This is a genomic window from Streptomyces sp. ISL-11 (assembly GCF_018614525.1).
Classification (GTDB): domain Bacteria; phylum Actinomycetota; class Actinomycetes; order Streptomycetales; family Streptomycetaceae; genus Streptomyces.
Genome location: NZ_JAGGOL010000174.1, coordinates 16535 through 43307, shown reverse-complemented (window position 1 = coordinate 43307; position 26773 = coordinate 16535). Strand labels below are relative to the sequence as shown.

25 protein-coding genes are annotated in these 26773 nt (G+C 73.6%); 11 read left to right on the top strand and 14 right to left on the bottom strand.

The features are described 5' to 3' along the window. A partial coding sequence (locus J7E86_RS28185) for a helicase-associated domain-containing protein (RefSeq protein WP_215085602.1) occupies positions 1 to 1848 on the bottom strand: 1848 nt, incomplete at its 3' end. Between the two features lie 362 nt (positions 1849 to 2210). Here J7E86_RS28185 and J7E86_RS28180 point away from each other — a divergent pair. Beyond that, positions 2211 to 3071 carry a hypothetical protein gene (locus J7E86_RS28180; RefSeq protein ID WP_215085600.1) on the top strand — a complete coding sequence of 287 codons (861 nt, stop codon included), beginning with the start codon at positions 2211 to 2213 and terminating at the stop codon, positions 3069 to 3071. On the opposite strand, the gene J7E86_RS28175 is transcribed toward J7E86_RS28180, so the two are convergent. From J7E86_RS28175 to J7E86_RS28165, 3 genes are read right to left on the bottom strand one after another with little or no spacing between them, the layout of a single operon-like run. Then, a complete protein-coding gene (locus J7E86_RS28175; protein WP_215085598.1) occupies positions 3072 to 3863 on the bottom strand; it encodes an ABC transporter ATP-binding protein in 792 nt (263 codons plus the stop codon). Beyond that, the gene (locus J7E86_RS28170; protein WP_215085596.1) at positions 3860 to 4918 is read right to left on the bottom strand and encodes an iron chelate uptake ABC transporter family permease subunit; all 1059 of its coding nucleotides are present in this window, start codon (positions 4916 to 4918) and stop codon (positions 3860 to 3862) included. Before J7E86_RS28170 ends, J7E86_RS28175 begins: the two co-directional genes overlap by 4 nt. Then, on the bottom strand, positions 4915 to 5949 hold the full coding sequence (locus tag J7E86_RS28165; RefSeq protein WP_215085594.1) for an iron ABC transporter permease: 1035 nt from the start codon (positions 5947 to 5949) through the stop codon (positions 4915 to 4917). Before J7E86_RS28165 ends, J7E86_RS28170 begins: the two co-directional genes overlap by 4 nt. Positions 5950 to 6014: 65 nt before the next feature. Between J7E86_RS28165 and J7E86_RS28160 the strand changes: the two genes are divergently transcribed. After that, positions 6015 to 6671, top strand: coding sequence for an HAD family hydrolase (locus tag J7E86_RS28160; protein WP_374223871.1), 657 nt, complete (start codon positions 6015 to 6017; stop codon positions 6669 to 6671). Here J7E86_RS28160 and J7E86_RS28155 read toward each other — a convergent pair. Then, positions 6638 to 6886, bottom strand: a complete 249-nt coding sequence (locus tag J7E86_RS28155; RefSeq protein ID WP_215085590.1) for a hypothetical protein — start codon at positions 6884 to 6886, stop codon at positions 6638 to 6640. The two genes, J7E86_RS28160 and J7E86_RS28155, sit on opposite strands and share 34 nt — an antisense overlap. Positions 6887 to 7083: 197 nt before the next feature. Between J7E86_RS28155 and J7E86_RS31715 the strand changes: the two genes are divergently transcribed. Then, the gene (locus J7E86_RS31715) at positions 7084 to 7467 is read left to right on the top strand and encodes a cold-shock protein (RefSeq protein ID WP_215085588.1); all 384 of its coding nucleotides are present in this window, start codon (positions 7084 to 7086) and stop codon (positions 7465 to 7467) included. A gap of 86 nt (positions 7468 to 7553) precedes the next feature. Here the strand turns inward: J7E86_RS31715 and J7E86_RS28145 are convergent, their stop codons facing one another. From J7E86_RS28145 to J7E86_RS28130, 4 genes are read right to left on the bottom strand one after another with little or no spacing between them, the layout of a single operon-like run. Beyond that, positions 7554 to 8405, bottom strand: coding sequence for a 1,4-dihydroxy-6-naphthoate synthase (locus tag J7E86_RS28145; RefSeq protein WP_215085585.1), 852 nt, complete (start codon positions 8403 to 8405; stop codon positions 7554 to 7556). Continuing rightward, positions 8402 to 9166: a futalosine hydrolase gene (locus J7E86_RS28140; RefSeq protein WP_215085583.1), complete on the bottom strand. Its 765-nt coding sequence runs from the start codon at positions 9164 to 9166 to the stop codon at positions 8402 to 8404. Before J7E86_RS28140 ends, J7E86_RS28145 begins: the two co-directional genes overlap by 4 nt. Before the next feature lie 19 nt (positions 9167 to 9185). After that, entirely contained in the window at positions 9186 to 9656 is a 471-nt protein-coding gene (locus tag J7E86_RS28135; protein WP_215085581.1) for a DUF2771 family protein, read from the bottom strand. A gap of 26 nt (positions 9657 to 9682) precedes the next feature. Beyond that, positions 9683 to 11083, bottom strand: coding sequence for an MFS transporter (locus tag J7E86_RS28130; protein ID WP_215085579.1), 1401 nt, complete (start codon positions 11081 to 11083; stop codon positions 9683 to 9685). A 349-nt stretch (positions 11084 to 11432) separates the two neighbouring features. On the opposite strand from J7E86_RS28130, the gene J7E86_RS28125 reads away from it, so the two are divergent. The 3 genes from J7E86_RS28125 to J7E86_RS28115 all read left to right on the top strand — a co-directional run bounded on the left by J7E86_RS28125 (position 11433) and on the right by J7E86_RS28115 (position 16593). Continuing rightward, positions 11433 to 12332: a DUF3027 domain-containing protein gene (locus J7E86_RS28125; RefSeq protein ID WP_215085577.1), complete on the top strand. Its 900-nt coding sequence runs from the start codon at positions 11433 to 11435 to the stop codon at positions 12330 to 12332. A 519-nt stretch (positions 12333 to 12851) separates the two neighbouring features. Then, a complete protein-coding gene (locus J7E86_RS28120; RefSeq protein ID WP_215085575.1) occupies positions 12852 to 16118 on the top strand; it encodes a sacsin N-terminal ATP-binding-like domain-containing protein in 3267 nt (1088 codons plus the stop codon). Between the two features lie 283 nt (positions 16119 to 16401). Continuing rightward, positions 16402 to 16593, top strand: a complete 192-nt coding sequence (locus tag J7E86_RS28115; protein ID WP_215085573.1) for a DUF1059 domain-containing protein — start codon at positions 16402 to 16404, stop codon at positions 16591 to 16593. 9 nt (positions 16594 to 16602) lie between these two features. On the opposite strand, the gene J7E86_RS28110 is transcribed toward J7E86_RS28115, so the two are convergent. Together J7E86_RS28110 and J7E86_RS28105 are read right to left on the bottom strand one after the other, a co-directional pair. Further along, entirely contained in the window at positions 16603 to 18996 is a 2394-nt protein-coding gene (locus J7E86_RS28110; RefSeq protein WP_215085571.1) for an HAD-IC family P-type ATPase, read from the bottom strand. A 20-nt stretch (positions 18997 to 19016) separates the two neighbouring features. Next, on the bottom strand, positions 19017 to 19334 hold the full coding sequence (locus tag J7E86_RS28105) for a DUF2530 domain-containing protein (protein ID WP_215085569.1): 318 nt from the start codon (positions 19332 to 19334) through the stop codon (positions 19017 to 19019). A 231-nt stretch (positions 19335 to 19565) separates the two neighbouring features. Between J7E86_RS28105 and J7E86_RS28100 the strand changes: the two genes are divergently transcribed. The 5 genes from J7E86_RS28100 (at position 19566) to J7E86_RS28080 (ending at position 24472) form a co-directional block, all read left to right on the top strand. After that, complete coding sequence (locus J7E86_RS28100) at positions 19566 to 21035, top strand: NCS2 family permease (RefSeq protein ID WP_215085567.1); 1470 nt, start codon at positions 19566 to 19568, stop codon at positions 21033 to 21035. A 201-nt stretch (positions 21036 to 21236) separates the two neighbouring features. After that, positions 21237 to 21674 (top strand): MarR family winged helix-turn-helix transcriptional regulator, encoded by a 438-nt coding sequence (locus J7E86_RS28095; protein WP_215085565.1) that lies wholly within the window; start codon positions 21237 to 21239, stop codon positions 21672 to 21674. 30 nt (positions 21675 to 21704) lie between these two features. After that, positions 21705 to 23072: an MFS transporter gene (locus J7E86_RS28090; protein WP_215085563.1), complete on the top strand. Its 1368-nt coding sequence runs from the start codon at positions 21705 to 21707 to the stop codon at positions 23070 to 23072. Between the two features lie 87 nt (positions 23073 to 23159). Continuing rightward, the gene (thpR, locus tag J7E86_RS28085; protein WP_215085561.1) at positions 23160 to 23723 is read left to right on the top strand and encodes an RNA 2',3'-cyclic phosphodiesterase; all 564 of its coding nucleotides are present in this window, start codon (positions 23160 to 23162) and stop codon (positions 23721 to 23723) included. 290 nt (positions 23724 to 24013) lie between these two features. Next, entirely contained in the window at positions 24014 to 24472 is a 459-nt protein-coding gene (locus J7E86_RS28080; protein WP_215085559.1) for a DUF6228 family protein, read from the top strand. Between the two features lie 53 nt (positions 24473 to 24525). On the opposite strand, the gene J7E86_RS28075 is transcribed toward J7E86_RS28080, so the two are convergent. From J7E86_RS28075 to J7E86_RS28065, 3 genes are all read right to left on the bottom strand, one after another. Further along, a complete protein-coding gene (locus J7E86_RS28075; RefSeq protein ID WP_215085557.1) occupies positions 24526 to 25524 on the bottom strand; it encodes an aldo/keto reductase in 999 nt (332 codons plus the stop codon). A 61-nt stretch (positions 25525 to 25585) separates the two neighbouring features. Continuing rightward, positions 25586 to 26275, bottom strand: coding sequence for a GDSL-type esterase/lipase family protein (locus J7E86_RS28070; RefSeq protein ID WP_215085555.1), 690 nt, complete (start codon positions 26273 to 26275; stop codon positions 25586 to 25588). A 38-nt stretch (positions 26276 to 26313) separates the two neighbouring features. Continuing rightward, on the bottom strand, positions 26314 to 26685 hold the full coding sequence (locus J7E86_RS28065; RefSeq protein ID WP_215085553.1) for a VOC family protein: 372 nt from the start codon (positions 26683 to 26685) through the stop codon (positions 26314 to 26316). Positions 26686 to 26773: the final 88 nt, after the last annotated feature.

Sequence of the window (26773 nt, the reverse complement as noted above, 5' to 3'; positions counted from 1 at the left end):
CGTCGCCGTCTGCCCGGCGTCCAGCGCGTGCCGCACCGAGCCCGGCGTGAAGCGGTAGACCGTGGCGCCGCCCTTGGACTCGATGTCCGCGAGCACGCCCAGCATCTGCGCCAGCGGCCGTCGCAGGGGGCCGGGGGCCACGGCGGTGAGGTCGGCCTGGAGCAGGATGTGGTCCAGCGGCTCCGGCAGCAGCGGTGCGAGGCGCGCGGCGGCCCGCGCGGCCGCCGCCCCCAGCTCGGCCTCGCCCGGCGGCCGCCACGCGGCCGGGTCCCCGCCCGGCGTGGTCTCGCCGAGCAGGGCGCGGCCGGGCCCGGAGAGCGCGCCGCGGTTGGTGACGCCGAGCTGTTCGGCCTCGGTGAGCGTCCAGCGGGCCAGCCGGGACCGCAGGTCCTCGGTGCCGGGCTCGCCGGTGGCGCGCGGCGGGCGCTCCCAGTGCAGGCGTGCCAGGAGGGTGTCCGGTGCGACGGACGCGCCCTCCGGCAGCGTCGCGAGGAGGGCCAGGACGCGGTGGCGGACCTCGGGGGCCGGGGCGCGGTCCAGGTCCGGGCCCAGCGCGGCCAGCGCGCGGGCCTTGGCGTCGCGCCCGCCGACCAGACCGGGCGTACGGGTCGCCGTGAGCCAGGCCGTGGCCAGGCGCGTCCAGCGCCGCTCGGCGGGCAGCAGCAGCCAGTCGTCGTAGGCGGGCGTCGGGGCGTACCGCTCGTCGACCTCGCCGTCGGACGCCAGCAGCCCGGCCGCGTACGCCAGCTCGACCCAGAACGCGGCCGCCGGCTCCGTCGCGTCCAGCACGGCCGCCACGCGCTTGAGGTCGCGGACGCTCAGCCCGCCCGCGCGCAGGACCGGCGGCCCGCCGGTCTCCCACTCCTTGAGCAGGTCCTCGACGATCGTCAGCGCCGTGAACGCCTGGCCTGCCGCCGTCGCGTCCACCACGCGCGGCGCGTGCTCGGTGACCGGCGCGAGCTCAGGGGCGACCGGCTCCGGCGCACGGTGCGCGTGCCCGGCGCGCAGGTGCAGCGCCACCTCGCGCGGCAGCACCACACCGCCGGGCCCGGTCGGCAGCAGCAGCCCGCGGTCCAGCAGCCAGCGCAGGTGGCGGGCCGGGTCGGCGGTCACCGTGCCGTAGGGCGGACCCCACAGCAGCTTGCCGAGCACCGCCGTCGACTCGGCCGGTGCCGCCTCCAGCAGCGCCGCCATGCGCGTACGGTCCTCGAACAGCTCCGTCAGCGAGGCCACCGCCGTCACCGGATCGTGCGTCGCGGGCAGCCCGGCCGCCGCGATGATCTGCTGGATCCGGCCCGGCGACATGCCCGCCGTCGCCTCCGCGACCGTGGGCCCCAGTCCCGTGGGGGACGGGTGCGCGGGCGTGGGCGCCAGCAGCTCGCGGGCGGTGCGGACCAGGCGCAGGCGGTCCTCGGCGCCCCAGATCAGGGCCTGTTCGCGAAGGGTCGCCACCGCGCGCGGCAGCTCCCGCCGGACGCGCGGGTCGGTCGGCTCGTCGCCGCTCATCAGCGCGTCCAGCACCGGGTACGGGCACGGGTCCGGCGCCGCGGCGAGCGCCTCCGCGACCTGGAGCGCGAACCGGTCCAGGCGCTCCAGCGCCCGCACCACGGAGGCGCGCGTACCGGCCCGGGTCGCCAGCTGGGTGAGGTCGCCCGGCACGGGGTTGAGCAGGTCCGGGCGGGCGCGCAGGAGGGCGGCGAGGGCGGCGTCGGGGCGGTTGCGGAGTTCCTCGGCCAGCGTGCGGGGTGCTCCGCGGGTTTCGCCGGATCGCGGGGTTCCGCCGCTCCGGGCGGCGGATTCCGTGCCGGTCGCTCCGGTGTCGCCCGGCTCCCGCCTCGCAGTGGTCATTCTGTTTACGGTACCGGGTCCGCTCGCGCGGGGCGGGTCGGCTGTCAGCGGTGCGGGTCCGCTGCGCGGGGCGGTTCGGGTTCGCGCCGTTTCCGGGTGCGGTGACGTTTCCCGCTGCGCGGGCGTTGCCGCCGCGCGGGGCTGGTCAGGTGCGGGGCCGGGCCTCCGGGGGCGGTGTACGGGGCTGCTTCGCTTTACGCCCCGTACACCGCCCCCTCCGGCCCGGCCCCTTCCGTGGGTGGGTGAAGGAAAGGATCGGTGGGGGTTGGTCCAGTGGGCGGGTGCTCCTCGGTTCCGGCCTATTGCTTGTGTTGAACCGGTACCTTCGGGGCAAGTAACGGCTGGTGGTCTTAGGGGTTTCGGTGGGGATCGAGAGCGATCAGCTTGTTTATGACTATCTGAGCCGGGTCGGCGACCTCGCCCAGCGGCGGGCGCTCACCTCCGGTGACCGGATGCGGCTCGTGTCGCGGCTGCGTACGGAGATCGAGCGGCGACGCTCCTCCGAGGGCGCCGACACGCCGAACGCGGTGCAGCGGATCCTCGCCGATCTGGGCAGCCCGGACGAGGCCGTCTCGGGTGCCCGTCTTGGGGACAGCGGCGGCCGGGTTCCGGAGCCGCGCCGGGAGGGCGAGCCCGCCAGGCCCGTGCCGGAGCCCGTCTGGCTCACCGTCGACGACGGGCCGGCGCCCGCCGGGGACGTGCCGGACTGGTGGCGGGTGGAGGCGGTCCCGCGCGGCGAGGCCGTGCACGGCTTCACCGGCGGCATCGAGATTCCCGACATACTGAAGCCGCCTCCGCCGCCGGCGGACGACGTGGTGAAGGCGGAAGCCGTGGAGGAAGTCGAGGAGGAGCCGGGCCGGCCCAGTCTGCTGCGGCGGGCCGACGGAGCTCCCGTGCCGGTGCTGCTGCTGGTCGTCGCCCTGGTGCTGGTCGTCGGTGCCGTGATCGGCAACTGGATCGTGCTCGCCGCCGGCTGGGCCACGGCCTATCTGACCCGCAAGCTGTCCCACACCGAGTCGAAGTGGGCGGTCCTGGGCCTGCCCGGGCTCGTCCTGGCCGGTGGTGTCGTCTGGCTGTGGGGCCGGACGGAGGGCCGGTGGGGCGATGCGGTGCCGGCGGGCGGGCTGGGCGGTGCGCTGTCCGACACCTGGCCCTGGGTGCTCAGGGTCGCGGCCGTGGCCTCCGCCGCGTTCGTGATGTGGCGTGCCCGCCGGCCCGGCTGATCACCGCGACCAGGGCTGTCCGGGCACCACCAGCGGGCCGCCCGTGACCGGGTCGGGGACTATCACCGAGTCCAGGCCGAAGACCTCGCGCACCAGCTCCGCCGTCACCACCTCGGCGGGCCTGCCCTGGGCCACGATGCGGCCGGCCTTCATGGCGACCAGGTGGTCGGCGTAGCGTGCGGCCTGGTTGAGGTCGTGCAGCACCGCCACGACCGTACGGCCGCGCTCGCGGTTGAGCCTGCGGCACAGGTCGAGGACCTCCACCTGGTGGGCGATGTCCAGATACGTCGTCGGCTCGTCCAGGAGCAGCAGGTCCGTCTCCTGCGCCAGGACCATGGCGATCCACACGCGCTGCCGCTGGCCGCCGGAGAGCTCGTCCACCGGGCGGTCGGCGAGGGCCGTCGTGTCGGTACGGGCCATCGCGTCCGTGACCGCGCGCTCGTCCTCGTCCGACCACTGCTGCCACCACCGCTGGTGCGGCTGCCGGCCGCGGGCGATCAGGTCGGCGACCGTGATGGCCTCCGGCGCCACCGGTGTCTGCGGCAGGAGGCCGAGGGACCGGGCGATGGTGCGGGTGGGGATGCGGGCCAGCTCGGTGCCGTCGAGGAGTACGGAGCCGCCCTTCGGCCTCAGCAGCCGGCCCAGGGCGCGCAGCAGGGTCGACTTGCCGCAGGCGTTCGGGCCGACGACGACGGTGATCCCGCCGTCGGGGATGTCGACGTCGAGGCGGTCGACGACCGTGCGGTCCTCGTAGGCGAGCGTCAGGTCGCGGGCGGTGAGCCGGGCGGTCACGATCTTCCTCCGGTGCGGCCCTTGACGATGAGCCGGATGAGATAGGGAGCGCCGACGGCGGCGGTCAGCACGCCGACGGGCAGTTCGGTCGGCTCGAACAGCTTGCGGCCCAGCAGGTCGGCGACGACCACGATGAACGCGCCCGCCAGCGCCGAGCACAGCAGCGGGATCTGCGCGGTGCGCGTCGTGCGGCGGGCCAGCTGCGGGGCGAGCAGGGCCACGAAGTCGACGGGGCCCGCCGCGCCCGTGGCGACGGAGGCCAGGAGCACGCCGAGGACGGCGAGCCCGAGGCGGGTGCGGCCCAGCCGGACGCCCAGCGCGGTCGCCGTGGCGTCGTCGAGCGACACCGTGCGCTGCGCCCGCGCGGCCCAGCACACGAAGGGCGTCAGCGCGAGCAGCGTCCAGGCCAGGGGCGTCGCCTCGGCCCAGCCGCGGCCGTTGAGCGAGCCGGTCATCCACACCTGGGCCTGCTGGGCGACCAGGTAGTCGCCCTTGGTCATGAACAGGTGGGTGACCGAGCGCAGCGCGATCGCGAAGCCGATGCCGATGAGGACGAAGCGGGTGGCGTGCAGGCCGCCGCGCCAGGCGAAGGCGTAGACGAGGGCGGCGGCGAGGAGCCCGCCGGCGACCGAGAGGTAGGGCAGGACGGCGAACGAGGTGACGCCGAAGGTCATCGCGCCGACCGTCAGGGCGCTCGCGCCCTGGCTGACGCCGATGATGTCGGGGCTGGCCAGCGGGTTGCGGGCGACGGTCTGGATGAGCGCGCCGGCGACGCCGAAGGCCGCGCCGGCCAGCAGACCCACCGTCATGCGGGGCAGCCGGAAGATGCCGACGACCAGTTCGTGCGACGACGGCTGCCCGGCGACGACCTTGAGGGCCTCGCCGGGTGCGACGAAGGACGTACCGGCGGCGCAGAGGTAGGCCAGGCAGGCCGCGGCCAGCAGCGCCGCGAGGACGAGCGCCACGGCGGTGGCCCGCCGGTGGAGGAGGAAGGAGGCGCGGCCGGCCCTTACGCGCGCGTGCCCGGCGGGGCGGATCCCGGTGTTCACGCTCACGCGGCCACCGCCTTCCTGCGGCGGACCAGGGCGACCAGGAAGGGAACGCCGATCAGGGCCGTCATCACGCCCGAGGGCACCTCGCTCGGCGGGAAGAGCACGCGGCCGGCCGTGTCGGCGGCGAGCAGGACGACCGGGCCGAGGAGCGCCGCCATGGGCAGCAGCCAACGGTGGTCGGTGCCGATGACCGCGCGGGCGATGTGCGGCACCGCGAGGCCGACGAAGGCGATCGGTCCGGCCGCCGCGACGCCGACGCCGGTGAGGACCGTGGCGCCGAGGCCGCCGACGATCCGTACGGCCGCGATGTTGCGGCCCAGGCCCTTGGCGACGTCCTCGCCGAGTGCCAGCGCGTCCAGGCCGCGTGCCACGGAGAACACCATGACGGTGCCCACCAGGACGAACGGCCAGATCTGCGCGGCGACCACGTGTTCGCCGCCGGAGAGCGAGCCGACCTGCCAGAAGCGGAACCGGTCCATCACGGCGGCGTGGGTGGTGAGGACCGCGTGGATGACGGAGACGAGCAGCGCGTTGATGGCCGCGCCCGCCAGCGCCAGCTTCACGGGAGAGGCCCCGCCGCGCCCGCGCGAGGCGATGGCGTAGACGGCGACCGACGCCACGGCCGCGCCGGCGAAGCCCCACCAGACGAAGCCCGACAGGGTCTGGACGCCGGCGAGGGTGATCGCCGCGACCACGCCCAGGGAGGCGCCCTGGCTGATGCCGAGGATGCCGGGGTCGGCGATGGGGTTGCGGGTCAGGCCCTGGAGGACCGTGCCGGCCATGGCCAGGGCGGCGCCGACCAGCAGGCCGATGAGGGTGCGCGGCAGCCGCAGGTCGTGGACGACGGCGGCGTCGTTGCCCTGTCCGTCGTGGAAGAGGGCGTCGAGGACCTGGGACGGCGCCGTGGGGCGGGCCCCGACGGCGAGACTGAGGACCACCGCGACCAGCAGGGCGGCGACCGCGGCCACCGTCCAGCCGATGCGGCGCCGGACCGGTGAGGGTCCGGGGGTGCTGATCGGGGCGGGGGCTGACATCGGTTCCACTTCGGTACGGGCCTGGTGAGGCGACCCTAAGTGTACGGGTGGGGCAGCACGGCAGAATGGGGCCCATGACCTCGCACCCGTTCGATCCCCGGTTCACCGTCGGCTTCGACCTGGACCTGACCCTGGTCGACTCCGTGCCCGGCATCAGGGCCACGTACGAGGCGCTGGTCGCCGACACGGGCACGCGCATCGACGTCGACCTGGTGTGCGGCCGGCTGGGTCCGCCGCTGGAGCGGGAGCTGGCCAACTGGTTCCCGGCGGACTCGGTCGCCGAGGTCGCGGCCCGCTACCGGGGGATGTACCCGACGCTCGCCGTCCACTCCTCGCCCGCCATGCCGGGCGCCAGGGAGGCCCTCGCGGCGGTGCGGGAGCTCGGGGGCCGGTCGGTCGTCGTCACCGCCAAGTTCGAGCGGAACGCCCGGCTCCACCTGGACCACCTCGGCCTGGACGCCGACGCGCTCGTGGGCGACCTGTGGGCGGAGGGCAAGGCGACGGCGCTGCGCGCGCACGGCGCGAGCGTCTACGTCGGCGACCACACCGGGGACGTGCGCGGGGCGCGTACGGCCGGTGCGCTGTCCGTAGCGGTCGCGACCGGGCCGTGTGACGCGGAGGAACTGCGCGCGGCCGGCGCGGAGGTGGTCCTCGACGACCTCACGGCCTTCCCCGGCTGGCTGCGTGCCTACAGGGGCGAGGCGGTCGAGGCGCGCGCCTGACGGCGCTGCGCGGCGACCGAACGCAGCACCCCGGCGGCCGCGATGAGGAATCCCGCCCCCATCAGCATGCAGACGAAGTACGCTGCCGAGGGCAGCGGATCGGCGCCCAGGAACAGCGGGGCGACCGTCGCCAGGGTGGCCACCGCACCGACGAGGAACACGATGGCGCCGACGCGTACCAGCAGATCCCCGTCCCGGGGCGTTTCGTTACTCACCTGACCAGGGTAGATCCATAGCCGTCGGCGTGAAGGCCCATCGCCGCACGGACGAGGACGTCTTGTCAGCGGGCCCGGGACCATTAGCCTTGGGGGGAGCGGGTCTTGCGACCCGCTGTAGTGCTATCAAGAGCTGTTTTTCCGTTGCTGAGCAGACGTTTCCGCATTTCCGACGAGACACGAGGACGAGGACAGACGTGCCTACCGGCAAGGTCAAGTGGTTCAACAGTGAGAAGGGCTTCGGCTTTCTCTCCCGCGACGACGGCGGCGACGTCTTCGTGCACTCCTCGGTGCTCCCGGACGGGGTCGAAGCCCTCAAGCCCGGCCAGCGCGTGGAGTTCGGCGTCGTGGCCGGACAGCGCGGCGACCAGGCACTGACGGTGACGCTCCTCGAACCCGCCCCGTCGGTCGCCGCCGCCCAGCGCCGCAAGCCCGATGAGCTGGCCTCGATCGTCCAGGACCTCACCACGCTCCTGGAGAACGTCACCCAGCAGCTGGAGCGCGGCCGTTACCCCGACAAGGCACACGGCTCCAAGATCGCGGGCATGCTGCGCGCGGTCGCCGACCAGCTCGACGTCTGACCTGTCAGGCGGCTGACCGGTTTCCGGTCGGTTCCGGTCGGCCGTTGCCCGTGTCCGGCGGCGGCGTACCGGCGCTCCGGCAGCGGTCAGGGAAACGCCAGCGCGTCCGGGCCGAGGGGCGGTACGAGCCCCTCGGCCGCGGCCCGGGTGAGCAGTCCCCGCACCGCTGCGTAGCCGGCCTCGCCCAGGTCGGCCGTGAATTCGTTGACGTACAGCCCGATGTGCTGCTCGGCGACCGCCGGGTCCATCTCCTGCGCGTGCTCCAGCACGTACGGCCGGGACGCCTCCGGGTCGTCCCACGCCATCCGTACGGACGTCCGCGCCGCCTCCGCCAGCTCCCGCAGCCGCTCGGCGCCCAGCGAGCGCTTGGCGATGATCGCGCCGAGCGGGATCGGCAGGCCCGTCGTGGACTCCCAGTGCCTGCCCATGTCGGCGAGGCAGTGCAGTCCGTAGTTCTGATAGGTGAAGCGGGCCTCGTGGATCACGAGCCCGGCGTCCACCTTGCCGTCCCGGACGGCCGGCATGATCTCGTGGAACGGCATCACGACGACCTCGCCGACGCCGCCCGGCACCTCGGCCGCGGCCCACAGCCGGAAGAGGAGGTACGCCGTCGAGCGCTCGCTCGGCACCGCGACCGTCTTCCCCGCCAGCCCGGCCGGCTCGCCCGCCTCGCGGGTCAGCACCAGTGGACCGCAGCCACGGCCCAGCGCGCCGCCGCACGGCAGCAGCGCGTACTCCTCCAGCACCCAGGGCAGTACCGCGTAGGAGACCTTCAGGACGTCGAACTCGCCGCGCTCCGCCATGCCGTTGGTGAGGTCGATGTCGGCGAAGGACACGTCGAGCGCGGGCGCGCCGGGGACCCGGCCGTGCGCCCACGCGTCGAAGACGAAGGTGTCGTTGGGGCAGGGCGAGTAGGCGATCCGCAGCGGCTCGCTCATGAGGTGACCTCGGCTTCCTCCGCGCGGTGCGCGGCGAGTGCGGGGGAGATCCGTCCGAAGGCGTCCGCGAGCGCGCCGAGCGCGTCGCCGATCCGCCAGGCGGCGCGGTCGCGCGGTCCGACGGGATTGGAGACCGCCCGCAGTTCCAGGGCGGGCACACCGTGCGCCGCGGCGGCCTCGGCCACCCCGAAGCCCTCCATGGCCTCGGCCAGCGCCCGCGGGTGCCGCGCCGCGAGGTCCGCCGCGCGCCGGGCGGAACCGGTCACGGTGGACACGGTCAGCACGTCACCGCGCTCGGCCCCGGTCGCCTCGGCCACGGCCCGTACGAGCGAGCGCGGCGGCCGGTGCGTGACGGTGCCGAAGCCCAGACCGGTGACCGGGACGAAGCCGTCGGGCGTCTCGGCGCCCAGATCCGCGGCCACGATCGTGTCGGACACGACGAGCGAGCCCACCGGCGCACCCCGCACGGCACCCACGAAGCCACCGCCGATGCCGGCCGAGACCACCAGGTCGTACGGGCTGCCGGAGAGCGCCGCGGCCGTCAGCGCGGTCGCCGCGCCCGAGGCCGCCGCGGCGGGCCCCACACCGGCCGCCAGCACGTCCACGACCAGCGGGAACGAGCCGGGCGCGGCGGGAGCCGGGCGGACCAGGGCGAAGCCGGGGAGCGGGATCTCCGGGGCGTCCGTGCCGGCCGCCCCGGAGACGCCGCGGACGACGGCGTCCCGCTCGGCGGCTACGGCGGTGACGACGAGTACGCGCATCAGCGGGGTGTCCTGACGGTCAGCCCTTGTCGAGTTCGAGCTTGACGTTCCAGACGCCGTCCTTGGTCAGGACGGTCAGCACCGTGGAGTCCTCGATCTGGGTGCCCGACTGGTTCACGAAGAGCCGCTGGCCGTCCAGGGAGACATAGGTCTGCTTCGACTGGTTGCTCCGCTGCTGCGGGCCGGAGGTCAGCACGATCCAGCCGCTGTCGGCGATCTTCGGCTCGACGCCCACGCGGACCTTGTCCCCGGGCTTCACCTTGATGGTCTTGGGCGACCCCTCCTTGACGCACTTGTCGAGGGCCGCCTCGCCGAGGTCCTTGCCCTCGTCGTAGCAGGCGGCCTCGGCCGTCACCGTGGTCGAGCCGACGGTCACCGTCGCCAGCGGCGTCGGCTTGTCGCAGGCGGAAAGGGCCAGGAGCCCGAAGGTCACGGCCCCGGCGGCGGCAGCGGCACGGCGGCGCTTGCCCCGGAAAAACGCAGCGGTCATGCGGGCAGGCTATCGGGCCCCTCCGCTCACGCCACGCGCGGGTGCGCCGAGCCACGCCGGGCGGCCGTCAGCAGCCCCCGTACGGCAGTGGCCGCGCCCAGTGCCAGCACCCCGGCGGCGACCCCCATGCCGAGCGTGCCGTTGAGCGGCAGCAGGATGCCGATCGCCCCGCCGACCACCCAGGACATCTGGAGCAGCGTCTCGGAACGGGCGAACGCGGAGGTTCGTACCTCCTCCGGCACGTCGCGCTGGATCAGCGAGTCCAGCGACTGCTTGGCCAGCGCCTGCGAGATGCCGGCGACGGCGGCGATGACGACCACGAAGAACGCGCCGTAGAGCACGGCGGTCACGATCGCGACCCCCAGCGTCACCGTGAGCACCAGCGCGATCATCTTCTCCGGCCCGCGCGAGCGCAGCAGCGCGCCGATGGCCGTGCCCAGGGCGTTCCCCGCGCCGGCCGCGACCGCGACGACGCCCAGGGAGAAGGCCGGGCTGAGGTCCCCGAGCGGGTGGACGCGCAGCATGAACGCGAGGAAAAAGGTGAGGAAGCCCGAGAGCATGCGGATCGCGCTGTTCGCCTGGAGGGCGTGCAGCACCGAGCTGCCCACGGTGCGCAGCCCCGGCCTGGGCTGCTTCTCCTTCCCCCGCTTCTTCCCGGGGTGCCGCTTCTCCCTGGCGGGGGAGCGGTGCTCGCCCGAGACGAGCCGCGCCCGCGCCTCGCCCTTCGCCGAGTCCACCTTGTGGGGCAGGGAGAAGGAGAGGATCGTGCCCAGAACGAACACGACGAATGCCCCGTACAGCGGATATTCCGGACCCAGCTGGTGCAGTCCCGCCCCCAGCGGTGCCGCCACACCGGTGGCGAGCAGGCCGCCGAGCGTCACCCGGCTGTTCGCCTTCACCAGGGAGATACGTGGTGGCAGCAGCCGCGGCACCACGGCGGAGCGCACCACGCCGTACGCCTTCGACGCCACCAGCACGCCCAGCGCCGCCGGATACAGCTCCAGGCCGCCGCTCGCCACCGCGCCCGACATCGTCAGCGCCAGCAGGGCCCGCGTCAGCATCGAGCCCGCCATCGCCGCCCGCCGGCCGTGCGGGATGCGGTCCAGCAGCGGGCCGATCACCGGGGCCAGCAGCGCGAAGGGCGCCATCGTGACCGCCAGGTACAGCGCCACCCGGCCGCGCGCCTGGTCGGTGGGGACCGAGAAGAACACCGTGGACGCCAGCGCGACCGTGATCATCATGTCGCCGGCGGAATTCACCGCGTGCAACTCGATCAGTTTGCCCAGCCCGGACTCGCCCGCGCCGTGCGCGTGCGTGGCTTTGCGGACGCCACCCCCCGCCCAGCGGAGGGGAGCGCGCAGTACGCGGCCGACGCCCCGGGCCGAACGGCGGAGCGGGCCGCCCTCGGCTGACCGGATGGCTCCCACCACGCCATACTGCCCCAACTGGCACCCCGCAGGGCACATTCGGTCCATCCGTGGGACGGGACGGCCGGGTGGCGGAACGGTTCGGCCGCGTCCGGGGGAGGGCTCGCCGAAGCCCGGGTATCCCCCGGGTGTCCTCGCGGGGTAGCGTGCGTAGCGCGCCACCGGCGGTCGTCCTGGCCGCGCTCCGAGTCTCGATCCCGCAGAATGGGAGTGACTAGGTGCGCCCGAGGCCGTTCGGGCGCGGACGTCGACGCGGTCCTCCGGTCCGCTCCGTCCGCCGACCCGGCCGTTCGGCTGGCGCACTCGTGAGACGGCGTGGAAGAGAGAATCGATTCTTGTGAGTGCTGCGATGCGAAGCCGTACCCCGGACCGCCTGTGCGCCGAGGCGGTCGAACTCGCCCGTGCGGCGGCCGAGGAAGCCGCACTGCCGGGCATGGTCGGCGACCACGTCGAGGTCACCGCCGACGGGGACCGCGTCGTCACCCACCACTTCGCCTGCCTGGCCCCCGGCTACCGGGGCTGGCGCTGGGCCGTCACCGTTGCCCGCGCCTCCCGCGCCAAGAACGTCACCCTCGACGAGACGGTGCTCCTGCCCGGCTCCGACGCCCTGCTGGCACCCGAGTGGGTGCCCTGGAGCGAGCGGCTGCGCCCCGGCGACATGGGCCCCGGCGACCTGCTGCCCACCGAGGCCGACGACCTGCGCCTGGAGCCCGGCTGGACCGGTGAGGACGCCCCGCCGCCGAACTCGGCCGTCGCCGAGGAGATGGACCGGCTCGCCGAGGCCGAGGACGCCGACATCACCGTCGGCTCCCCCGCCGCGCAGGCGGCCCCGCCCGCCCGCGGCTCGATCGCGGCCGTCGCCGAAGAGCTCGGCATGCGCCGGGCGCGGGTCCTCTCGCGCTACGGCCTGCACACCGCGGCCGACCGCTGGGACGAATCGCACGGCGGCAAGACCCCGATGGCCCAGGCCGCGCCGGCGACGTGCGTCAGCTGCGGTTTCCTCGTCCGCATCGGCGGCTCGCTGGGCCAGGCGTTCGGCATCTGCGGCAACGAGTTCGGCCCGGCCGACGGCCACGTCGTCTCCCTGGCGTACGGCTGCGGCGGCCACTCGGAGGCGGCGGTCATGCCGAAGCCGCCGCGCCCGTCGGAGCCGGTGATCGACGAGACGCTGGTGGATCCGCTGCCGTTGCGCCGTCCGGCGGGGTCTGTGGAGACGGATGCGGCTGATGAGGAGCTTGGGCACTCCTGAGGCAGGCTGCTGCCCCTGCGGTTTGGGGTGCTGGTGTTTTGCCGGGTGCGGCGCCGTTTCCGCCTCCGGCGGGGTGGTGGGGGTCGGAGCGTCGGCCCGTGTGGCTGGGGCCTGCGGTGGGCCGCTCCGGGGTGGTTGTCGGGGCTGCTTCGCTTTACGCCCCGACAACCACCCCTGCGCGTCCCACCTCCGGCGGTGTGCGGCTGCGGGACTCCGCTCCTGGGGGAGTGGAAGACTGGTGGGAGCCGCCGATGGCGAGCGAGCCCTACGGGAGAGCGTGCCGGGACGGTTCCGGGTCATGGGCGGGCGGGAGGGTGTGACCGCCGCGGTAGCGGCGGGCCGTGCCACCGTGCCGCGGGCGGCGAGCGGACCGTAACCTCAGGCGCGGCGGGCCGTGCCACCGGGCGGCGACGGCGAAAGGCCCCGCGGAACCGGGGCCACAACCCCCCGAGGACCGGCCCCCGGCCGACCACGCGGTACGTTCGCCGAAGGCAACCGCGTAGGGAGACGAACAACGTGATGGTGCGAGGCGCAGCCGAAGACGCTGATCCGTTCGGGACCGGGCGGCTGCGCCACCGCGTCCTGGAAGCCTGGGCGGCGAGCCCCGCCCGCTTCCGTGAGGACGCCAACGCCGAGGAGGACCTCGCACTCGGCGGCTACCGCGACCGCCTCGTCGTCGAGCTCGCCCAGAACGCCGCCGACGCCGCCGCCCGCGCCGGAACCCCCGGCCGGCTCCGGCTGACCCTGCGCCCCGCGCGGGACGGCGAGCTCGCCGTGCTGGCCGCCGCCAACACCGGCGCACCCCTCGACGCCCAGGGCGTCGAATCCCTCGCCACCCTGCGCGCCTCCGCGAAGCGCGAGAGCGGCGAGGCCGTCGGCCGCTTCGGCGTCGGCTTCTCCGCCGTGCTGGCCGTCAGCGACGAACCCGCCGTCGTCGGCCGCTCCGGCGGCGTCCGCTGGTCCCTCGCCGAGGCGCGCGACCTCGCGGTCGCCGCCGCGGCCTCCTCGCCCGGCCTGGGCGAGGAGATCCGCCGCCGCAACGGCCACGTGCCGCTGCTGCGCCTGCCGCTGCCGGCCGAGGGCACCGCGCCGGAGGGCTACGACACCGTCGTCGTCCTGCCGCTGCGCGACGGCGCCGCCGAGGACCTGACCGCCCGTCTGCTCGCCGGGATCGACGACGCGCTGCTGCTGGCCCTGCCGGGCCTGGAGGAGGTCGTCGTCGAGGGCGCGGACGGCACCGTACGGACGCTGACGCGCCGCCAGGACGGCCCGTGCGTCCTCGTCGACGACTCGGAGCACGGCACCACCCGCTGGCGCGTCGAGCACACCGGTGGCCCGCTGGACGCGGCCCTGCTCGCCGACCGGCCGGTCGAGGAGCGGCTGCGCCCGGCCTGGTCGCTGACCTGGGCCGTGCCGGTGGGCGAGAACGGCGCGCCCGTACGCCCGCGCACCGCGCCCGTGCTGCACGCCCCGACGCCCACGGACGAGCCGCAGGGCCTCCCCGCGCTGCTCATCGCCACCTTCCCCCTCGAACCCACCCGCCGCCACACCGCGCCCGGCCCGCTCACGGACTTCCTCACCGAGCGCGCCGCCGAGGCGTACACGCACCTGCTCCGCGACTGGCACCCCGTCTCCACCGGCACCCTCGACCTGGTGCCGTCGCCGCTCGCGCGCAGCCCGCTGGACGCGGAGCTGCGCCGCCGGGTGCTGGAGCTGCTGCCCCGCGTGCCGTTCCTGCCGAGCGCGGCGACGGCCGCCCCCGGCAACGGTGGCCAGGAGAACGCGGGCGAGGGCGTCGAGGGGATTCCCTGGACCGAGGGCCCCGACGCCTCCACGCAGCGGCCCGAGGGTGACGGGCGGACCGAGACCTGGGACGACCCCTTCGCGCGCGGCGGCCCCGACGGCGAGCCGTACGCGCTGTGCCCGCGCGACGCCGAGGTCGTGGAGGGCGCGGGCGCCGAGACCGTCACCGTCCTGGGTGAACTCTTCCCCAGCCTGCTGCCCACCGGCCTGGAGCGCCGCCCGGAGCTGCGCGCGCTCGGCGTGGCGCGGGTGCCGCTCGGCGAGGTCGTCGACCGGCTCGCCGGTGTCGAGCGCGCCCCGTCCTGGTGGTGGCGGCTCTACGACAGCCTCGCCGGCGTCGACCCCGACCGGCTGACCGGCCTGCCGGTACCGCTCGCCGGCCGGCCGGACGGCGCGGGAGCCCGTACCGCCGTCGGACCCCGGCAGGTCCTGCTGCCGCCCGCCGACGCCACCGGGTCCGAGCGGCTCTCCCGCCTCGGGCTGAAGGTCGCCCACCCGGACGCCGCCCACCCGCTGCTGGAGAAGCTCGGCGCCACGCCCGCCTCCCCGCGCGCCATTCTGACGACGCCTCAGGTGCGGGCCGCGGTCGCCGACTCCCTCGACGGCGACGAGATCTGGGACGAGGACGCGCTCGCCCACGACGACCTCGTCGAGACCGTCCTCGCGCTGGTGCGCGACGCGAACCTCGCCCCGGGCGACGAGCCCTGGCTCGCCGCGCTCGCCCTTGCCGACGAGGACGGCGAACTCGCCCCCGCCGGTGAACTCGTCCTGCCCGGCAGCCCCTTCGAGAGCGTCATCCGCCCCGGCGAGCTCGCCGCGTGCGACGCCGGCCTCGCCGAGCGCTGGGGCGAGCAGCCGCTGACCGCCGTGGGCGTGCTGGCCGACTTCGCGCTCGTACGCGCCACGGACGTCGTCCTGGACCCGGACGAGCTGGAGCCGCGCGACACCGACTACGCCGAGCCCGACGACGCCGGACTGCTCGACGCCGTCGACGTCTGGTGCGAGGACGTCCTCGATCAACTGCCGGACACCCCGGTGCCGCCCGTCGCGACCGAGATCGTGGCCGTACGCGACCTGGACCTGGTCGATGACGACGCCTGGCCGCGCGCGCTCGCCCTGCTGTCCCGGCCGCCGCTGCGCGACGCGCTGACCGCGCCCGTGCGCGTCCTGCTCCCGGACGGCACGACCGAGTCCGTACGCCCGTACACCGCCTGGTGGCTGCGCGGCCATCCCGTACTCGACGGCCGCCGTCCCGCCGGCCTGCGGGTCGCGGGCGGCGATCCGCTGCTGGCCGGGCTGTACGAGCCGGCGGACGCGGCCGGCCTGGCGGACGACCAGGTGCTGCGGGCCCTGGGCGTGCGCACCTCCGTGGCCGCCCTCCTCGACGAACCGGGCGGCGCGGCCGAGCTGCTCTCCCGCCTGGCCGACCCCCGCCACCCGGTGGGCGCGGCACAGCTGCACGCGCTGTACGGGGCCCTCGCCGGCCTGGACCCCGAGCAGGTCACCCTGCCGGACGACCTGCGGGCCGTCGTCGACGGCGAGGTGCGGGTCGTGGACGCGGCCGACGCGCTGGTCGCCGACGCGCCGGACCTGCTGCCGCTGGCCGAGGGGCTCCCGCTGCTGCCGGTGGCGCCCGCGCGGGCGGCGGAGCTCGCCGAGCTGCTCCAGGTGCGCCGCCTGAGCGAGACCGTGGAGGCGGCGGTCCCCGGCGGCGGCGAGGTCCGGCAGGTGCCGGAGGGCGTCCGGGTCCTGCTGCCGGGCGCACCGGACACCTACGTCGAGCACGAGGAACTCGTCGTCGACGGCGTCGAACTGGACTGGCGCCACGGTTCGGACGGCGTCCTGCACGCGGCGACCCTGGAGGGCGTGGCGGCGGGCCTGGCCTGGGCGGCCGGCGCGTGGTCGCGCCGCTTCGAGGCGGCGGCGCTCCTGGAGGACCCTTCCCGCACGGAGGAGCTGGCCGGGGCCCGCTGGTTCGACTAGGCGGGGTCCGGCGGGGTCACGTGGGCGGGCGGCTGCGGACGTGTCCTGCGCACCACCGCTGCGCGGTGATGTCCTCAATCGCCGGACGGGCTTGATTGTGGCTGAGCTCAGCCGAATCAAGCCCGTCCGGCGTTTGAGGACGCGCCCGCAGGGCGCCCGCCGCCGCAGGCGGCAAAGACGGCCCGCAGCCGAAGGCCCGCCGGCACGGCCCAGGGGGTGTCCGACCCGCCCGCGCCCTCCGGGGCGCCTACGCTGGAAGGGAACCCCATTCCAGGAGGCCGTCATGACCAGGAAAGTCGCCGACTGCCGCAGGTTCCCCAGCGAGACCAACTGCAGCCTCACCATCACCGGTGAGGAGGACGAAGTCCTCCAGGCCGCCACCGAGCACGCGATCTCCGTGCACAAGCACCAGGACAGCCCGGAGCTGCGCGAGCAGATCAAGGAGTTCCTGGAGGACGAGAAGGCCAAGGCCTGACGGGCGGGCTCAGGCCGGGAAGCGGCGGGCCAGGGCGCGCCACGCCACCTCCAGCACCAGGGCCGCCACCGCGGCGATCGCCACGGCGGCCCAGGGCATCGTCGTGCCGACCAGCTTCAGGGCGAAGAAGCGCTGGAACGCCGGCACGACCAGGACGACCAGGAAGCCCGCCCCCATCGCGAGCACCAGCGCCACGCGCCACCACGTGTACGGGCGCGCGATGATCGCCAGCACCCACATCGAGATCAAAAACAGGGTCAGCGTCGCCGCGCTGGTCTCGGCGTCCAGGGCGCCGGGCCCGGAGTAGTGGCTGCGGGCCAGCAGGTACGCGGCGAAGGTGGCCACGCCCGCGATCAGTCCGGCCGGGACGGAATAGCGCATCACGCGCCGGACGAAGTGCGGCTTGGCGCGCTCCTTGTTCGGCGCGAGGGCCAGGAAGAACGCCGGGACGCCGATGGTGAGCGTCGACAGCAGGGTCAGGTGGCGCGGCAGGAAGGGATAGGGCACGCGCGTGCAGACCACCAGGATCGCCAGCAGCACGGAGTAGACGGTCTTGGTCAGGAACAGCGTCGCGACGCGCGTGATGTTGCCGATGACGCGGCGGCCCTCGGCGACCACCGACGGCAGGCCGGCGAAGCTGTTGTTCAGCAGCACGATCTGGGCGACGGCCCGCGTGGCCTCCGAGCCCGAGCCCATGGAGACGCCGATGTCGGCGTCCTTGAGGGCCAGCACGTCGTTGACGCCGTCACCGGTCATGGCCACGGTGTGGCCGCGCGACTGCAGCGCCGCGACCATCTCGCGCTTCTGCTGCGGGGTGACGCGCCCGAAGACCGCGCCCTTGTCGAGGACGCCGGCCATCTCCGTCCGCTCCGCCGGCAGCCGGCGGGCGTCGACGGGGGCGTCCGCGCCCGGCAGGCCGAGCTTGGCGGCGACGGCGCCGACGGAGACGGCGTTGTCGCCGGAGATGACCTTGGCGGAGACCTTCTGCTCGGCGAAGTAGCGCAGGGTGTCCGCCGCGTCCGAGCGCAGCCGCTGCTCCAGGACGACGAGCGCGGTGGGGCGCAGTTCCTCGGTGACGCCGGGGTCGTCGAGGTCGCGTTCGGCGCGGGCCAGGAGCAGTACCCGCAGCCCCTGGGCGTTGAGGTCCTCCACGGCCGCCAGCGCCGGGTCGCCGGTGGGCAGCAGCACGTCGGGGGCGCCCAGCAGCCAGTTGCCGGACTCGGCGTCGGGGCTGTTGAGGGCGGCGCCGCTGTACTTGCGGGCGGAGGAGAACGGCAGGGCCTCGGTGCACCGCCAGCCGGAGCCGTCGGGGTAGGCGTCGATGATGGCCTGGAGGCTGGCGTTGGGCCGGGGGTCGCTCTCGCCGAGGGCGCCGAGCACCTGGCGTACGTAGCCCTCGTCGGCCGGTGCGCCGGGCAGGACGCGCAGCTCGGTGACGTCCATGCCGCCCTCGGTGAGGGTGCCGGTCTTGTCGAGGCAGACGGTGTCGACGCGGGCCAGGCCCTCGATCGCGGGCAGCTCCTGGACCAGGCACTGCTTGCGGCCGAGGCGGATGACACCGATCGCGAAGGCCACGGAGGTCAGCAGGACCAGGCCCTCGGGGACCATCGGGACGATGCCGGCGACCATCCGCCGGACGGCCTCCTTCCAGTCGTGGTCCTGGACGACGAGCTGGCTGATGATCAGGCCGATGGCGGTCGGGACCATCATCCACGTCACGTACTTGAGGATCCGGCTGATGCCGGTGCGCAGCTCGGAGTGGACGAGCGTGAAGCGGGACGCCTCCTCGGCGAGCTGGGCGGCGTAGGCCGCGCGGCCGACCTTGGTGGCGGTGAAGGCGCCGCCGCCGGCGACGACGAAGGAGCCGGACATCACCGGATCGCCGGGCTTCTTCAGCACGGGGTCGGCCTCGCCGGTCAGCAGCGACTCGTCGATCTCCAGGCCGTCGGCCTCCAGCACCTCCCCGTCGACGACGCACTTGTCGCCGGGGCCCAGTTCGATGAGGTCGCCGAGGACGATCCCGCCGGTGGGCACGGCGGCGGGGGCTCCGTCGCGGCGGACGGTGGGCCGGGCCTCGCCGATGACGGCGAGGGAGTCGAGGGTCTTCTTGGCGCGCAGTTCCTGGACGATGCCGATCGCGGTGTTGGCGACGATCACGAAGCCGAAGAGGCCGTCCTGGATCGGGCCGACGACCAGGATGATCAGGAACAGGACGCCGATGATGGCGTTGAAGCGGGTGAAGACGTTGGCCCGGACGATCTCGGAGGTCGAGCGCGAGGAGCGCACGGGTACGTCGTTGACCTCACCCCGTGCGACCCGCTCGGCGACCTGGGACGAGGTCAGACCGGTGTGCGGGGCCGGCGGCACGGATTCCTCTGTGGTGGTCTGCGCCGGATCGCTCATGAGTCCGACGGTACGGGCGGTCAGCCCGGTTCACCTTCCGAACCGGACGGGCCGGTGGAACCGGGCGGAACGGCGCTGCCGGTCGCCTCGCGGGCCGCCGCGTGGCGGCGGATGGCGGCGTCGCGGCCGCGGACGTACCAGATGCCGATCAGGCCGAGGCCGGCGCCGGCCAGGCAGGTCCACACCCACCACAGGTGGCCGTGGTCGTCGAACCAGCCGTAGAACGGCAGCTGGACCAGGAAGAGGACGAACCACAGGACGGTGCCGCCGGTGATGGTGGCGACGACATTGCCCTCCAGGGGCTCCGGCGCCTCATGCCTGGGTGTCCACTTCGTCATGCGCGCAAGCGTAGCCGCTGCGGCCGGGACCGGGGCCCTTGGGGCATAAGGGTCTACGCGCGGAGATGGCAATTCGGGGATTGTTTATTCATACTGAAACCAACTGGATCCGGCTGGATTGTTTTGTTTGATCATACAGTCTTGATCCTTTTTGTTCCTCTCCGCTCACCCCCGTTTCACCCCCGCCGTCGCCCGCGTCCCCCGCGCGGGCCCGTACGACTGAGGTCCCGCATGCCCTCCTCGGCCACCTCCCCGGTCGACGCCAAGCAGCCGTCCCCCACACCGCCGCCCGGCAACGTCCTCGACCGGTACTTCCGGATATCCGAGCGGGGCTCCTCCGTCTCGCGCGAGCTGCGCGGTGGTCTGGCCACCTTCTTCGCGATGGCGTACATCGTCGTGCTGAACCCGATCATCCTCGGGGCGGGCCAGGACAAGTTCGGGCACCAGCTCGACAACGGCCAGCTGGTCACGGCCACCGCCCTGATGGCCGGCCTCTCCACCGTCCTGATGGGCGTCATCGGCAATGTGCCGATCGCCTGCGCCGCCGGCCTCGGCATCAACGCCGTCGTCTCGCTCCAGCTCGCGCCCAAGATGAGCTGGCCGGACGCGATGGGCATGGTCGTCCTCGCCGGCCTGGTGCTGATGCTGCTGGTCGCCTCCGGTCTGCGGCAGCGCGTCATGGACGCCATCCCCGGCGGTCTGCGGCGCGCCATCGCCATCGGCATCGGCCTGTTCATCTCGCTGATCGGCCTGGTGGACTCCGGCTTCGTCACCCGCAACCCCGACGCCGCGCACACCACCGTGCCGCTCGGCCTCGGCCAGGGCGGGCAGCTGCACGGCTGGCCGGTGCTGGTCTTCGTGGCCGGCCTCGCGCTGACGTTCATCCTCGTCGTCCGCAAGACGCGCGGTGCGATCCTCATCGGCATCGTCGTGATGACCTTCGTGGCCATCGTCATCAACACGCTCGCCGACATCCCGGACCTGAGCTGGGGCCTGAGCGTCCCGACGATGCCCGACAGCGTCGTCGGCACGCCCGACTTCGGTCTCGTCGGCCACATCAGCCTCTTCGGCGGCTTCCACGAGGTCGGTCTGCTGACCGGCTGCCTGTTCGTCTTCACCGTGCTGCTCTCCGGCTTCTTCGACGCCATGGGCACGATCATCGGCGTCGGCGAGGAGGCCGGCCTGACGGACGAGAAGGGTCAGCTGCCCAACATGGGCAAGATCCTCATGGTCGACGGCGTCGCCGTCGCGGCGGGCGGCTTCGGCTCGGCCTCCGCCAACACCTGCTTCGTGGAGTCCACCGCCGGCGTCGGCGAGGGCGCCCGTACGGGCCTGGCCAACCTGATGACCGGCGGCCTCTTCCTGCTGGCCCTCGTCTTCACCCCGCTGGCCACCGTCGTCCCCTCGCAGGCGGCCACCCCCGCCCTGCTCGTCGTCGGCTTCCTGATCATGGCGGCCAACGTCAAGGAGATCGACTGGAGCGACTTCACGATCGCGATCCCCGCGTTCCTGACGATCATCTCGATGCCGTTCACGTACTCGATCACCAACGGCATCGGCATCGGCGTCCTCGCCTTCATCCTGCTGCGGATCGCGGACAAGCGGGCCCGCGAGATCCCGTGGCTGCTGAACGTGGTCGGCCTGTGCTTCCTCGTCTACTTCCTGCTCGACCCGATCGAGCAGGTGCTGGGCGTGAAGTAACACGCCGAGGAGGGCGCTTCCAGAGCGCGTACGGGCGGCCGGGTGCGGAATGCACCCGGCCGCCCTTTCGTGCGCCCCCACGTGGTGGGCCCGTGCGCACGGGCCGTGCGCACGGTGATGCGCGACGGTGCTCCCGTGCCCCCTCCCGTGCCCCCGCATACCGGCTTTATTTAGCGCGGGTAATGAGTTAACCTAAGGAACATGTCGGACCCTGACCCTCAAGACAGCACCGCCGCAGTGGACTCCCTGCGATCCGGTGTCATGCGTCTGTCGCGGCGGCTCAAGCACCAGCGTGTCGACGAGTCGCTCAGCCCCACCGAGATGTCGGTGCTGGGCACCCTCGCCCGCTGTGGCCACGCCACCCCCGGCGAGCTCGCCCGCAAGGAGCACGTGCAGCCCCCGTCGATGACCCGCATCGTCGCCCTGCTCGAAGCCAAGGGCCTGGTCCGGCTGGAACCGCACCCCGAGGACCGCCGCCAGAAGGTGGTCACCCAGACCGAGCGGGCCGAGGCCATGCTCGAGGAGAGCCGGCGCAAGCGCAATGTCTGGCTCACCGAACTGGTCGGGCGGCTCGACGAGGACGAGTGGGCGACGCTGCGCGCCGCCGCACCCGTACTGGAGAAGCTCGCGCACCTGTAACACCCACACAAGTGAGGAGGCGAACCCACTTTGAGTACGGGACCCGGAGCAGACTCCGCACCCGCACCGAACACCCCCGACGACACCCGCACCACCGCCCTGCCCCAGCCCAAGGGCGGCACCTTCAGCTCACTCCGGAACCGGAACTACCGGCTCTTCGCCACCGGCCAGGTGGTCTCCAACACCGGCACGTGGATGCAGCGCATCGCCCAGGACTGGCTGGTCCTCAGCCTCACCGGTTCCTCCGCGGCCGTCGGCATCACCACGGCCCTGCAGTTCCTGCCCATGCTGCTCCTCGGGCTCTACGGCGGCGTCATCGCCGACCGCTACCCCAAGCGGCGGCTGCTGCTCCTCACCCAGGCGGCGATGGGCCTCACCGGCCTGGCGCTGGCGGTGCTCACCCTCTCCGGACACGTCGCGGTCTGGCACGTCTACCTCATCGCGCTCGTCCTCGGCCTGGTCACGGTCGTCGACAACCCCGTCCGCCAGGCGTTCGTCGTCGAGATGGTCGGCCCCGCGGACCTGCGCAACGCCGTCAGCCTGAACTCCGCCAACTTCCAGTCCGCCCGCCTCGTCGGGCCCGCCGTCGCCGGTGTCCTGATCACCGCCGTGGGCAGCGGCTGGGCCTTCCTGCTCAACGGCCTCTCCTTCGTCGCGCCCATCGGCGCCCTGCTGCTGATGCGCACGGGCGAGCTCCACAAGGTCGAGCGCGCACCGCGCGGCAAGGGCCAGCTCCGCGAGGGCCTGCGCTACGTCGCCGGGCGCCCGGACCTGATCTGGCCCATCGTTCTCGTCGGGTTCATCGGCACCTTCGGGTTCAACTTCCCGATCTGGCTGACGGCCTTCGTCAACGACGTCTTCCACGCCGGAGCCGGTACGTACGGCCTGCTCAACACCCTGATGGCGGCCGGCTCCCTGGTGGGCGCCCTGCTCGCCGCCCGGCGCGGCACCTCGCGGATGCGGATGCTGGTCGGCGCCGCCGTGCTCTTCGGCGTCCTGGAGGTCGCCGCCGCGCTCGCGCCCCAGTTCTGGGTCTTCGCGGCGCTGCTGGCGCCGATCGGGATGGCCGGCCTGACGATCAACGTCACCGCCAACTCCGGTCTCCAGCTCGCCACGGATCCCGCGATGCGGGGCCGGGTGATGAGCCTGTTCATGATGGTCTTCGTCGGCGGCACCCCGCTCGGCGCACCCCTCGTCGGCTACGTCACCGACGCCTACGGCGCCCGGGTCGGCTTCCTCGCGGGCGGCGTCGTCTCCCTGCTGGCGGCCCTCGGGGTCGGCCTGGTGCTGGCGCGCGTGGGCGACCTGCGCCTGAGGATCGACCTGCGGCGCGGCCACCCGCACGTGGCGTTCGTGCCGCGGGTCCGGCCGGAGACCGAGGTGACGGTGGCGGCGTAGCCGCGGGTTCGTGTGTCCTCGATCGCGGGACGGGCCGGCAGCGGTCCGTCCCGCGTTCCCGGGGCCCTGTTGCGCGACACTGTGCGCATGCGACTCTTCGCCGCCGTCATCCCTCCCGACGCCGCCGTCGCCGAGCTCGCCACCGCCATCGCCCCCCTGCGCTCCCTCCCCGGAGCGGAGCGGCTGCGCTGGACCGAGCCCGCGAGCTGGCACTTCACGCTCGCCTTCCTCGGTGAGGTCGACGAGGCCCTGCTGCCCGCGCTCACCGAGCGCCTGGACCGTGCGGCGCACCGGCACGCTCCGCACGAGCTGCGGTTCGCCGGGGTCGGCCGCTTCGACGACCGGATCCTGTGGGTCGGCGCCGAGGGCGACCGGATCGCCCTGCGCGACCTCGCCCGCTCGACGGCGGCCGGCGCCCGCCGGGCCGGCGTCGAGGCCGACGGCAAGCGCCCCTTCCGCGCGCACCTCACGCTCGCCCGCGCGGCGGGCCCGGTGCACCTGCGCCCGTACGAGGAGCGCCTCGCGGACTTCTCGGGCACGCCCTGGGCCGTGGACCGCCTCTCGCTCGTCCGCAGCAGGCTGCCCGCCTCGGGCGTGCCCGGCGAGCGGCCGCGCTACGAGACGGTGGCCTCCTGGGGGCTCGGCGGCTGAGCGCGCGGACCCGGCGGTTACGCTCAAGGGGTGGACCCCAAGACCAGGAACCGGATCATGACCGGTGTGCTCGCCGTGATGCTCGTCGTCGTCGCCGTGGTGTCGGCGGTGAAGTGACGCGCGGCGCCCGGCCCCGCCCGCGCGTACGGTGCCGGAGCAGGGCTGAGAAGCCGTTGTGCGTCTCCACCGTGAGTTGTCCGTGCTGGCCATTGCCGGGCACTCCAGCACTCCACTGTCGGCCACCAGAAAACGACGTCGGGCCACCCAGCCTGATCTTCTAACCTGCTCGCGTGATCGATTTCGACGACTCCGGCAGTCCCACGGTCCGGGTGGGAGACTCTGGACCGCGCCCTGTCCACCTGCTGTTCTCCGAGCCGTCACGACCGTTCGGGGACGACCCGATGCTCGACTTCCTCGTGATGGCGCGTGGGCAACGGGTGAGCATCGAGACCCGGGTGCGGACCTGGGACGGCGACGGCCTCGACACCTTCCTGTACTCACTGGCCGACGACTTCCGGGGCTGGGAGGGAGCGCGCACCTGGCGCTCCCTGGAGCACGATCTGACCCTCTCCGCGGAGCATCGCTCCGGCGGCTACGTCCATCTGACCTGGGGTATCCACGACCGGCCACCATCTGAGGAATGGCACTTCGAGACCACCACCGTGCACGCGGCCGGTGAGGAGATGCGAAACCTCGCTGCCGAGACCCACACCTTTCTCAAGAGCATGAAGACGCACGACGGCTCCTGAGGGCCCTCCTCCGCCGTTCCCGGCGACGAAGGGCCCTGGGTGGGCGGGTCCGTCTACCAGGCGAACGCCTCCGGCGACGGCCCCGGACCCGGGAAGATCGCGTCCAGCTCCGTCAGCAGTTCCCCGGTCAGCTTCAGCTCGACGGCACGGAGCGCGGAGCCGAGCTGGTCGGTGGTGCGCGGCCCGACGATCGGCCCGGTCACCCCGGGCCGGGTCAGCAGCCAGGCCAGCGCCACCTCGCCGGGCTCCAGGCCGTGCTTGTCGAGGAGGTCCTCGTACGCCTGGACCTGCTCACGGACCGCGGAGTTCGCGAGCGCCTCCGCCGACCGCCCGGACGCGGCGCGGGCGCTGCCGCCCTCCCGCTCCTTGCGGATGACACCGCCGAGCAGGCCGCCGTGCAGCGGGGACCAGGGGATGACGCCGAGCCCGTACGCCCGCGCGGCCGGGACGACCTCCATCTCCGCGCGCCGTTCGGCGAGGTTGTACAGGCACTGCTCGCTGACCAGCCCCAGCGAGCCGCGGCGGCGCGCCGTCTCGTTGGCCTGGGCGATGTGCCAGCCGGCGTGGTTGGAGGAACCCGCGTAGAGGATCTTGCCCTGCTGGACCAGGACGTCGACGGCCTGCCAGATCTCCTCCCACGGCGTCGTGCGGTCCACGTGGTGGAACTGGTAGAGGTCGATGTGGTCGGTGCGCAGCCGCTTGAGGCTGGCGTCGACGGCGCGGCGGATGTTGACGGCGGAGAGGCGGTCGTGGTTCGGCCAGGGCTCGCCGTCGTCGGGGTTCATCCCGCCGAACACCTTGGTGGCGAGGACGACCTTCTCGCGGCGCCCGCCGCCGCGCGCGAACCAGCTGCCGATGATCGACTCGGTGCGGCCCTTGTTCTCGCCCCAGCCGTAGACGTTGGCGGTGTCGAAGAAATTGACGCCCGCGTCCAGGGCGGCGTCCATGATGGTGTGGCTGTCGGTCTCGTCGGTCTGCGGCCCGAAGTTCATCGTTCCCAGTACGATCCGGCTGACCTTGAGCCCCGTGCGTCCGAGCTGCGTGTACTCCATAGTCGCCCAGCCAACGCCTTGGAGCGCACTCGAATCAAGGCTGGCCCCTCGGCCCGGCGCGTCAGGGGGAGGCTGGCTCGTACATATCTGCGACGTCCCACGCCTGGTGCATCGCGTCGGCGAACGCGGCGGCTATGAGGTGCTCGCCGGCCGCGTTGGGGTGCGTGCCGTCGTAGGTGTGGCTGTCGATGTCCCAGCGCTCGGGCCGGGAGGCCAGCAGCAGGGGGGAGCCGGGCCGGTCGAGGTCGGCGACCGCCTTGGCCAGCAGGTCGTTGAAACGCTCGCACTCGGCGGCGAAGTCAGGGTCGTTGAGCGCCTTGATGTTCGCGATGACGGGCAGCAGGACGGCCCGTACGCGCGGATTGGCCTCGCGGGCCTCGGCGAGGAAGCGGCGGACGTTCTCGGCGGTCTGCTCGGCGTCGGTGTAGAAGCCGAGGTCGATGAGGCCGAGCGAGACCAGCAGCGTGTCGGCCTTCCCGGCCCGTACGGCGTCGCCGATCAGCGGTGCCATGTGCAGCCAGCCCTCGCCCCAGCCCGCCAGGTGCGCGCGGGCGCGCTCGGGGAAGGCGGGATCGCCGTAGTCGAGGGAGGCGGGGCTGTCGCTCGACGGGTCGTACAGCTCCCGGCGCGGCCCGACGATCCTGTACGGGCCGCCGTAGGAGGCGTTGAGGTGCTGCCACATGCGGTAGCGCCATGTGTGGTCACCGGCGCTACCGATGGTCATCGAGTCGCCGACGAACAGGATCCGCATGGCGCTCAGATTATCCCTCCCGCCTCCCGCGTCCCTCCCTACCTCTCCTGGAGGACGGACAGCACGTTCCCGGCCGGATCCGTGAACCAGGCGATGGCCGGCCCCTCCTCCCGGAAGACGCCCTTCTCGTCCTGCGCGAACGCTTCGTACCGCTCGAAGCGGACGCCGCGCCCGGCCAGCTCGTCCACGGCCCGGTCGATGTCGTCGACGGGGAAGTTGAGGATGGTGAAGGTCGCCGGGGTGTGGTCGGCCTTGGGGTAGACGAGGATCTCCGTGCCGCCCGTGATGTGCAGGGTCAGCAGCCCGTGCTCCTCGGTCACCCGGAGGCCGAGCGTCCGGTGGTAGAAGTCCTTGGCCCGCTCGATGTCGTCCACGGCGAAGCCGCTGAATGCCTTGGTGTGGGTGAACATGGCCCCTCGTTTCCTTCCGCCCGCGCCGATGCCTGGTGGTACGAGCGTGCACCGCGCGACAGAAGGGCCGCAGGAGGTCCGGGCGCTC

Excerpts from the sequence above, each read along its gene's own strand:
- J7E86_RS28095 (WP_215085565.1), top strand. The coding sequence starts at position 21,237 with ATGTCGGACCCTGACCCTCAAGACAGCACCGCCGCAGTGGACTCCCTG.
- J7E86_RS28120 (WP_215085575.1), top strand. The coding sequence starts at position 12,852 with ATGGTGCGAGGCGCAGCCGAAGACGCTGATCCGTTCGGGACCGGGCGG.
- J7E86_RS28135 (WP_215085581.1), bottom strand. The coding sequence starts at position 9,656 with ATGACCGCTGCGTTTTTCCGGGGCAAGCGCCGCCGTGCCGCTGCCGCC.
- J7E86_RS28125 (WP_215085577.1), top strand. The coding sequence starts at position 11,433 with ATGCGAAGCCGTACCCCGGACCGCCTGTGCGCCGAGGCGGTCGAACTC.
- J7E86_RS28110 (WP_215085571.1), bottom strand. The coding sequence starts at position 18,996 with ATGAGCGATCCGGCGCAGACCACCACAGAGGAATCCGTGCCGCCGGCC.
- J7E86_RS28145 (WP_215085585.1), bottom strand. The coding sequence starts at position 8,405 with ATGAGCGAGCCGCTGCGGATCGCCTACTCGCCCTGCCCCAACGACACC.
- J7E86_RS28075 (WP_215085557.1), bottom strand. The coding sequence starts at position 25,524 with ATGGAGTACACGCAGCTCGGACGCACGGGGCTCAAGGTCAGCCGGATC.
- J7E86_RS28165 (WP_215085594.1), bottom strand. The coding sequence starts at position 5,949 with ATGTCAGCCCCCGCCCCGATCAGCACCCCCGGACCCTCACCGGTCCGG.
- J7E86_RS28105 (WP_215085569.1), bottom strand. The coding sequence starts at position 19,334 with ATGACGAAGTGGACACCCAGGCATGAGGCGCCGGAGCCCCTGGAGGGC.
- J7E86_RS28100 (WP_215085567.1), top strand. The coding sequence starts at position 19,566 with ATGCCCTCCTCGGCCACCTCCCCGGTCGACGCCAAGCAGCCGTCCCCC.
- J7E86_RS28070 (WP_215085555.1), bottom strand. The coding sequence starts at position 26,275 with ATGCGGATCCTGTTCGTCGGCGACTCGATGACCATCGGTAGCGCCGGT.
- thpR (WP_215085561.1), top strand. The coding sequence starts at position 23,160 with ATGCGACTCTTCGCCGCCGTCATCCCTCCCGACGCCGCCGTCGCCGAG.
- J7E86_RS28160 (WP_374223871.1), top strand. The coding sequence starts at position 6,015 with ATGGGGCCCATGACCTCGCACCCGTTCGATCCCCGGTTCACCGTCGGC.
- J7E86_RS28115 (WP_215085573.1), top strand. The coding sequence starts at position 16,402 with ATGACCAGGAAAGTCGCCGACTGCCGCAGGTTCCCCAGCGAGACCAAC.
- J7E86_RS28065 (WP_215085553.1), bottom strand. The coding sequence starts at position 26,685 with ATGTTCACCCACACCAAGGCATTCAGCGGCTTCGCCGTGGACGACATC.
- J7E86_RS28140 (WP_215085583.1), bottom strand. The coding sequence starts at position 9,166 with ATGCGCGTACTCGTCGTCACCGCCGTAGCCGCCGAGCGGGACGCCGTC.